Source organism: Sulfurimonas sp. (assembly GCF_028694895.1).
In the GTDB taxonomy this organism is placed as follows: domain Bacteria; phylum Campylobacterota; class Campylobacteria; order Campylobacterales; family Sulfurimonadaceae; genus Sulfurimonas.
The window spans coordinates 1-8038 of sequence record NZ_JAQVKA010000069.1; the positions used below are offsets into that span (position 1 = coordinate 1).

Below are 8038 nucleotides of genomic sequence, written 5' to 3' on the forward strand. Positions count from 1 at the left end.
TCTCTGATTTGATTATGAAAAACCGCCGCAAAATTGTTGTTTTGGCAAGAGAGAGATTTACCCAGTTGCAAAGCCTTTATGAGAAACGTTATGCACTTCTCTTTGACCGAGTTATAGGCTATGTGGCTGATTTGGATGTGGGAGTTAGCTCTTCAAAAGTTGCGCAGATGTATAAACATACACGTCCTACCATTGTTGAGGTTGAGCGTGAAGAGAACTTCATCCAGATTATGCAACTACGCCATCCTCTCATAGAGATACAAGAGAGAAGTGGTATCTATGTTGTTAACGACATAGTTATGGGAAATCGCTCATATCTTGATCTGCCTCATCCAAAAACAGTTATGCTTGATTTGAGTGTTCATGATGGACATGAGATAAATGGTGTGCTACTTTATGGGATAAACTCAAGTGGGAAATCTTCACTTATGAAAAGTATTGGTCTTGCTACTCTTATGGCACAAGCTGGTTTTTATGTAAGTGCCTCAGCTATGAGGTTTTCACTCTTTGATTCGCTATTTACTAGAATAGTCTCAAGAGATAACCTAGCAAAAGGACTATCTACTTTTGCAGTTGAGATGCTTGAACTTAAAAATATTTTCAACCGTGCAACTCTGCGTTCTTTGATTTTAGGAGATGAGATAAGTCATGGTACAGAGACGCTCTCAGGGGTGGCGATAGTCTCAAGCGCTATCATCAAGCTCTCAAAACTGCGCTCAATCTTTCTTTTTGCAACACATCTTCATCAGCTCTCAACCATGAAAGAGATACGAGCTTTAAAAAATGTAGTAGATTTGCATCTAAGCGTTGAGTATGATGAAGCAGAGGATAAACTCCTCTTTAACAGAGTTCTTCAAAGTGGAAGTGGAAGTAGCATCTATGGTTTGGAGTTTGCAAAGTCTCTTCATATGGATAGTGATTTTTTAGAGATTGCTAACAGTATCAGAAAAAGATTGGCTAAAGATTTTGATGAATTAGAGCTACTTGTTAAGAAAAAAACATCTAAGTACAATAAAGAGCTTTATGTTACAAAGTGCGTTATTTGTGGCGATATGGCAGAAGATGTGCATCACATAAAGCATAAATCTTTAGCAGATGAAGATGGATTTATCGGGCATTTTCATAAAAACACAAAACACAATCTCATCCCTTTATGTAAAGAGCATCATAAAAAGATTCATGAGGGCAAGATAAAAGTTGATGGCTTTGTTATGACTAGCAGTGGTTTAGAGTTGAAGTTTGAAGAGCAACTAAGTAAGCAAGAGCAAAAAAAAGAGACAACTCCAGAGATAAATGAGTCAAAAAAGCTTACGCTAGATGATTGGGACTAGCTCAATGTCAGATATAAAAAATAGTATAATTCACACTTAAATAAATTAGCGCTAGGCAATATATGAAAACAGTTGAACTTTTTAAATTTATGGTGGGTGCAAAGAGCCAAACACCTGATGATGGCGGACTTTTGGACTTTATACAAAATTATTTAGATGACTTTGAAGCGATAAGAGTTGACGTAGAGGGTGTAAAAAATCTCTTTTTATATAAAAAATTCGCAGAAGGTGACCATCTGTGTTTCGCAGGACATGTAGATGTCGTTCCTGCAGGTGAAGGATGGGATAGTGACCCATATATTGCTACAGAGAGAGATGGTTATATATATGGACGTGGCACGCAAGATATGAAAAGCGGTATTGCCACATTTGTTCAAGCCATCAAAGATACTAAGCATTTTAATGGAACGTTATCTGTCTTACTAACTTCAGATGAAGAGGGCGAGGGGACGCATGGCACTATAGAAGTTTTAAACTATCTAAAAGAGAAAAACATGCTCCCAGATTTTGCAGTTGTTGCAGAACCTACATGTGAGAAAACTTTTGGTGATGCTATAAAAGTAGGGCGCAGAGGCTCAATCAATGGTTATATAACTTTAAGAGGAAAGCAAGGACATGCTGCATATCCTGAGAAATCAATAAACCCTATAAATCTAATCGCACCAAGGCTTGCAAATATGGCTGGAATTGATTTAGATAATGGAGATGAATTTTTTGCCCCAAGCAAGTTCGTTATAACAGACATTAGAGCTGGCATGCAAGTAACAAACGTAACTCCAAATGAGCTAAACATTATGTTCAACGTAAGAAATACTACACTTACCTCTCAAAAAGAGATTAGTGAATTTGTAGCAAAAAACTTGAGAGGCTTAGATTATGATTTGCGTCTTACTCAAGGTGCTTATCCATTTAGAACCAACACAGATACCAAACTTGTTAAAAACATTGATACTTCCATAGAACAAATCACTGGTAAAAAACCAAAACACTCAACTGCTGGAGGAACTTCAGATGCAAGACATATGGCTCCTCTTGGCATTGGTGTTATAGAGTTTGGTGTAATAAATGATACAATTCACGCAGTAAATGAGAGAACTACTAAGTATGAGGTTGAGAAACTTTATGAAGTTTTTAAGAATCTCATAGACACGTGGAAATAAGGGATAACAATGAAAATTTTACTATCAATAATGATGTTAATAGCTACACTAAGTGCTAGTTTTAGTTGGCCAAGTGACTATGAAGCAGCTCTGAGTGAGGCAAAGGCAGAGAAGAAAGATGTTTACCTTTTTATAGGCTCTGAGTATTGTAAGTATTGCGATAAATTTGAAAAAGAGGTTTTATCCCGCGCGGATGTTTTAAACAAACTAAAAAAGAAATATGTTTTAATCTATCTCTCTAGAGAAATAGATGATATTCCTGCGCATTTAGAGACAAAACCTGTTCCTCGTCACTATTTTTTAAACTACAAAGGAGAGGTAATCTATACGACAATAGGTTATAGAAGTTTTGAGGGTTTTAATGAACTCTTAGATGAAGTAGATGAAGCAAAAAAAGATTAAAATTCTTGCAAAACTAAAAAACAGACTCATTAAGGCTTCGCTTTGCTGCAGAATCATTCGCTTAGTTTTTTAGTTTTGCAATAAATATATTAAGGAGAAAGATATTATGAAATTCGTACAAACAAACAAAGCGCCATCGGCAATAGGTCCATATTCACAAGCAGTTGTTGCAAATGGGATGGTTTTTACTTCGGGGCAAATTGCTCTAACGCCAGAAGGTGTTATGCTTGAGAATGATGTAGTTATTCAAAGTAAGCAGGTTTTAAAAAATCTAAGAGCAGTTTTAGAAGAGGCTGGAGCTTCAATGCATAGCGTTATAAAAACTACTATATTTTTAGCTGATATGAATGATTTTGTAGCGGTAAATGAGATATATGCAGAAGCTTTTGCAGAACATAAGCCAGCTCGCTCAACAGTAGCTGTAAAAACTCTTCCAAAAAATGCTCTTGTTGAGATTGATGCAATAGCCCTTGTAAAATGAAAAAAGCACTTTTTTTACTCCTGCCAGCTCTAATGTTTGGGGAGAGTTTAAAAGAGATTTTAGAATATGCTCAACAAAACAACTCAATTTTAGAGTCAAAAAAATATATGAAATACTCAAAAGAGAGTGAAGTTGCTTCAAAAAAAAGTGCCTACTATCCAAAGATAGGTATAGGTACTTCATACCAAAATATAAGTGATGCATCTCTGTTTCAGATAAAGGACACTTACGCCCTTTATGGAAAATTTGAAGTAGATATTTATGATGGAGGAGTAAAATCTGCACTACATAACAAAGCAAAAAATGAACTTCTCTCAAGTGTTCATGATGAACTATCCACTAAAGAGAGCCTCTCTCTTGAAATTACAAAGAATTTTTACACAATATTGAGTCTAAAATCCCGCAAAAAAGCTCTACTTGACGCAAAAGCATCTTTAGGTGAGCAGTTAGATAGAGTCAAGCAGTTTTATGAAGCAAGATTGGCTACAGAAGATGATGTACAAAGACTTCAGGCTGCTTATGACAAAGGAAGCTATGAGATAGAGTCTCTTAACTTTGAGATAATGAGTGCCAAAGGGCATTTAGAGTTAAGTGTTGCAAGAGAGATAAATACTCTTGAGGAGTCTAACTTTAAAGATATTCTCTCACAAGAGTATGAACAAAGTAATGATATAAAATCGCTCATATATCAAGAGAGTGCTATAAAAAGCTCTTCTGAAGCACAAGACGCTATCTACTACCCAAACATAAAGCTAGAAGATACCTACACTAAGTATGAGTATGGATCAAGTGATGCAAACAATCTTTTTAAAATAGATAAACAAAATGTTGCGATGATAAGCTTAAATATGACTATCTATGACAACAGCGCCTCAAGCGAAGCAAAACAAGCTCTTATCTTAAATGCGAAAGCTTTAAATGAAGAGATAAAGTACCGCATGAATGAGCAAAAAACAGAGCAAGAGATAGCTCTACAAAGAATTAATAGTCAGAAGTTAAAGATAAAAAGCGCAAAGAGCTCTTTATCTGCTTCTAGTAGTGCATTTGCTACAATAGAGGAGAAATATAAGGCTAGAATTGTTGATTATATAACTTATCTTGATGCACTAAGTACTAAAACTGAGGCGGTAGCTATTTATGAGGGATCACTTTATGAGCTCCAGAGTGCTTATGCGATTTACTACTTTTACAGCGGTAAAAAATTAGAGGAGTTTATAGAGTGAAAAAATTATACTTAACGCTACTGCTTTTAACATTTAACTTATCTGCGCAAGAGATTTATGCTAGTTTTTTTGTAAAAGCTTATGAGGATGCTACTCTAGCTTTTAATGCTGGCGGTATTATAAAAAAGATAAATGCTGATGTTTCACATAGTGTTAAAAAAGGTGCTCTCTTAGCAGAACTGCATAATGAAGATACAAAAGCGCTCATGGGTATTGCAAAAGCAGATGTTGATAAAGCAGAAATTACCCTTAAATATGCTCAAAGAGATTATGAGCGGGAGCAAAAAGTTAAGCATCTAGTCGATGAAGCTAGGTTTGATACATTTGCTCTTGCGTATGAGAGTGCAAAGGCTTCACTACAAAGTGCAAAAGCAAATCTCTCTTATAGAGAAGCTCTTTATAAAAAAACAACTCTTTATGCACCATTTGATGGTGTTATTTATGAAAAAAATGCAGAAGTTGGTGACGCAGTAACTGAGATGTCTCCAAAGTCTATCTTTAAAATCCAAAGCCAAAATAGAAGAAAACTTATCCTTGAATTTGATCAAAAGTATTGGAGCGCTGTTAAAGTTGGGCAAACTTTTAAGTACAAGATAGATGGAGATGTGAGTGAGCACTTGGGCGTTATCTCAAAAGTATATCCGCATGTAAATGAGCAAAATCGAAAACTTATAGCAGAAGTTGAGGTTAAAGAATTTTTAGTTGGGCTCTTTGGCGATGGCTATATAGTTACAGACTCTAAGAAGTAGATAGATGTACAAATTAGCAATCAAAAGGCCAATTACGACACTTATGTATGTCGTAACTCTTGTTATATTTGGGTATATGAGCTTTAAAGCGATGCCCTCAGCACTATTTCCAAATGTCGATTTTCCAATTGTTACAATCCAGACAAATTATCCCGGAGCAGAAGCTTCAACTATAGAGTCGCAGATAACAGATAAAGTCGAAGAGGCAATCTCTAGAATTGGTGGAATTGATAGCATAATATCTAGTAGTAGCGATGGTGTGAGCATCGTTACTGTGAAGTTTTTTTTAGAGCGTAACATTGATGAAGCAACAAATGATGTACGGGATAAAGTAGCAGCGGTTAGACTTCCAAATGATGCGCAGATTCCGCTTGTTAGTAAGCTAGATATTGGTGGCGCTTCTATTATAAATATATTTTTAACAGCAAAATCAGATACTTTACAAAACCTAATGTTATTTGCAGATGAGAGGGTAAAACCAGCACTGCAGAAGATAAATGATGTTGGTGCTATAAATATAGTCGGATATAAAGATAGAGAGATAAAGATATTCCCAAATCCACAAGCGCTAAATAAGTATGAGATAACTATCGCAGAGTTAAACAGTGCTGTCTCAAAAGAGAACGTAAAAATCGGTGGTGGAAAACTCATCACAAAAACTAAAGAGCTCATCTTAAAAACAAAAGCAGATGCGCTAAGTATTGAAGAGCTTAGAGATATAAAGATAAAAGATAACATCAAGTTAAAAGATATCGCAACAGTTGAAGACTCACTTAGTGATGCAAAAAGTTATGCATCATATAACGGAGTAGAGGGTGTTATGCTTGAGGTTCAAAAAATCTCAGGAACAAACACTATAGATATCATAGAGCGTGTTAAAAAAGTTGTTCCTAATCTTCAAGTAATGGCAGGAGATAAGTTTGGTGTTGAGGTCTTAAATGACACATCTCCATTTATTTTAAACTCTTTAAGTGATGTTGAGTTTGACCTTATTTATGGTGCACTTTTGGCCTCAATCATTGTCTTTGTTTTTTTAAGAAACCTCACAATTACTCTAGTCTCAGCACTTACTATCCCATCTTCTATTTTTGGCACATTTGCTTTGATGGACTACATGGGCTTTGAGCTAAATAAGATGACACTCATTGGTCTTACCTTAGCAATCGGAATTATTATAGATGATGCCATTGTTGTCATTGAGAATATTTATAAAAAGATGGAAGAGGGCTTAGACAAATACGAAGCGGCTTACGAGGGTACAAAAGAGATGGCTTTTACAATCTTGGCAATCTCTGCGATGCTCCTTGCTGTATTTGTTCCAGTATCGTTCATGAGCGGGATTGTTGGAAAGTTCTTTGAGAGTTTTGCCATGACTGTTGGATTTGCTATCATAATCTCTTACACTATAGCACTTAGTTTTATCCCAAGTTTGAGCGCTAGAGTTTTGCACAAAGAAGAGAGCAAGTTTTATAATGCTACCGAGCCTTTTTTTAGAGGAATTGAACATATATATAAGATGGTGCTAAAAAAGGTTTTAAGATTTAAGTTTTTTGTACTCATAGGAGTTTTTTTACTCCTTTTTGCTTCTCTTAGTCTATTTCCAAAAATAGGTATGGATTTTATACCAAAAGAGGATAAGTCAGAGTTTGAGATAAAAATCAAAGCAGACGCTTCAGTATCTCTACAAGAGATGGTAAGAAAATCAAAAGTAGTAGAGGATTTGGTTAGAAAAAATCCTCATGTTGAGTACACTACTCTAAGTGTGGGCTACAACACTACACAAGAGAAACATAAAGCACTTATATATGTAAAACTCTCTCCAAAAGATAAACGAGAGTTAAGCCAAGAACAGATTATTCATGGGTTTAGAAAAAGCCTAGAATCTTTTAAAGATGATATGTTTATAACTGCTTCAGAGATTCCAAACATAAAAGGAGCTGGAGCAAGTGTTCCTTATCAGATAGTTTTAAAATCTGATTCGTTTGAAGATTTGCAAATAGCTAAAGAGAACCTTGTTGAATACTTGAGAAAAAAAGAGGGATTTGTTGATATAGATACAGACCTCGATGATCAAAAACCGCAGATAGATATAAATATATTAAGAGAGAATGCTTCACTTTATGGTGTTTCAGCTTCCGAGATTGCAGAGGCGATAGCGATTGCATTTTCAAGTGATTTAGAGATCTCTTACTTTGAGCAGAGCGGTAAACAGTACAATATAACGCTTAGATTTAGTGATGAGAGCAGAGTCTCACTTGAAGATATAAAAAAGATACAAATAAGAAGTAAAGATGACAAACTAATCTATCTTGATGGTTTGGTTGAGTTTAAAGACTCATATGCACTAGGTGCTATAAACCACTTTGACCGTCAAAGAGAAGTTACAATCTTTGCTGATCTTTTCGGGCTTGATTTAGGTAGCTCAATCGAGTATACAAAAGCTAAGATAGATTCGCTTCTGCCAGCTGGTGTTGAGTACAGATTTACAGGGTTTGCAGAAGAGATGGGTAAAACTGCGGATGCGTTTGGTGTTGCAATTGGCCTTAGTGTTATTTTGATGTTTATAATACTTGCAGTGCTCTACGAATCACTTATCCAGCCTATTATTATCATGGTAGCACTTCCTCTTAGTATTATAGGTGTAATTTTGGCTCTTTATATCTCAGGGTTACAGTTCTCTCTTTTTTTAATT

The 8038-nt window shown here is 35.5% G+C and carries 7 protein-coding genes; all 7 read left to right on the top strand.

The annotated features are described in order from the left end of the window. Positions 1 to 1331 (top strand): HNH endonuclease (locus PHI38_RS07715; RefSeq protein ID WP_367182609.1); only part of this gene is annotated, 1331 nt, incomplete at its 5' end. 62 nt (positions 1332 to 1393) lie between these two features. Further along, positions 1394 to 2491 (top strand): succinyl-diaminopimelate desuccinylase, encoded by a 1098-nt coding sequence (gene dapE / locus PHI38_RS07720; protein WP_299854668.1) that lies wholly within the window; start codon positions 1394 to 1396, stop codon positions 2489 to 2491. Positions 2492 to 2500: 9 nt separating this feature from the next. Continuing rightward, positions 2501 to 2893: a thioredoxin family protein gene (locus PHI38_RS07725; protein WP_299854671.1), complete on the top strand. Its 393-nt coding sequence runs from the start codon at positions 2501 to 2503 to the stop codon at positions 2891 to 2893. Positions 2894 to 2999: 106 nt separating this feature from the next. Then, the gene (locus PHI38_RS07730) at positions 3000 to 3374 is read left to right on the top strand and encodes a RidA family protein (RefSeq protein ID WP_299854674.1); all 375 of its coding nucleotides are present in this window, start codon (positions 3000 to 3002) and stop codon (positions 3372 to 3374) included. Beyond that, entirely contained in the window at positions 3371 to 4597 is a 1227-nt protein-coding gene (locus PHI38_RS07735) for a TolC family protein (protein WP_299854677.1), read from the top strand. Before PHI38_RS07730 ends, PHI38_RS07735 begins: the two co-directional genes overlap by 4 nt. Further along, positions 4594 to 5346: an efflux RND transporter periplasmic adaptor subunit gene (locus tag PHI38_RS07740; protein ID WP_299854680.1), complete on the top strand. Its 753-nt coding sequence runs from the start codon at positions 4594 to 4596 to the stop codon at positions 5344 to 5346. The genes PHI38_RS07735 and PHI38_RS07740 overlap by 4 nt, the downstream gene beginning before the upstream one ends. Positions 5347 to 5350: 4 nt before the next feature. Then, the coding region (locus PHI38_RS07745) for an efflux RND transporter permease subunit (protein ID WP_299854683.1) at positions 5351 to 8038 on the top strand (2688 nt) is incomplete at its 3' end.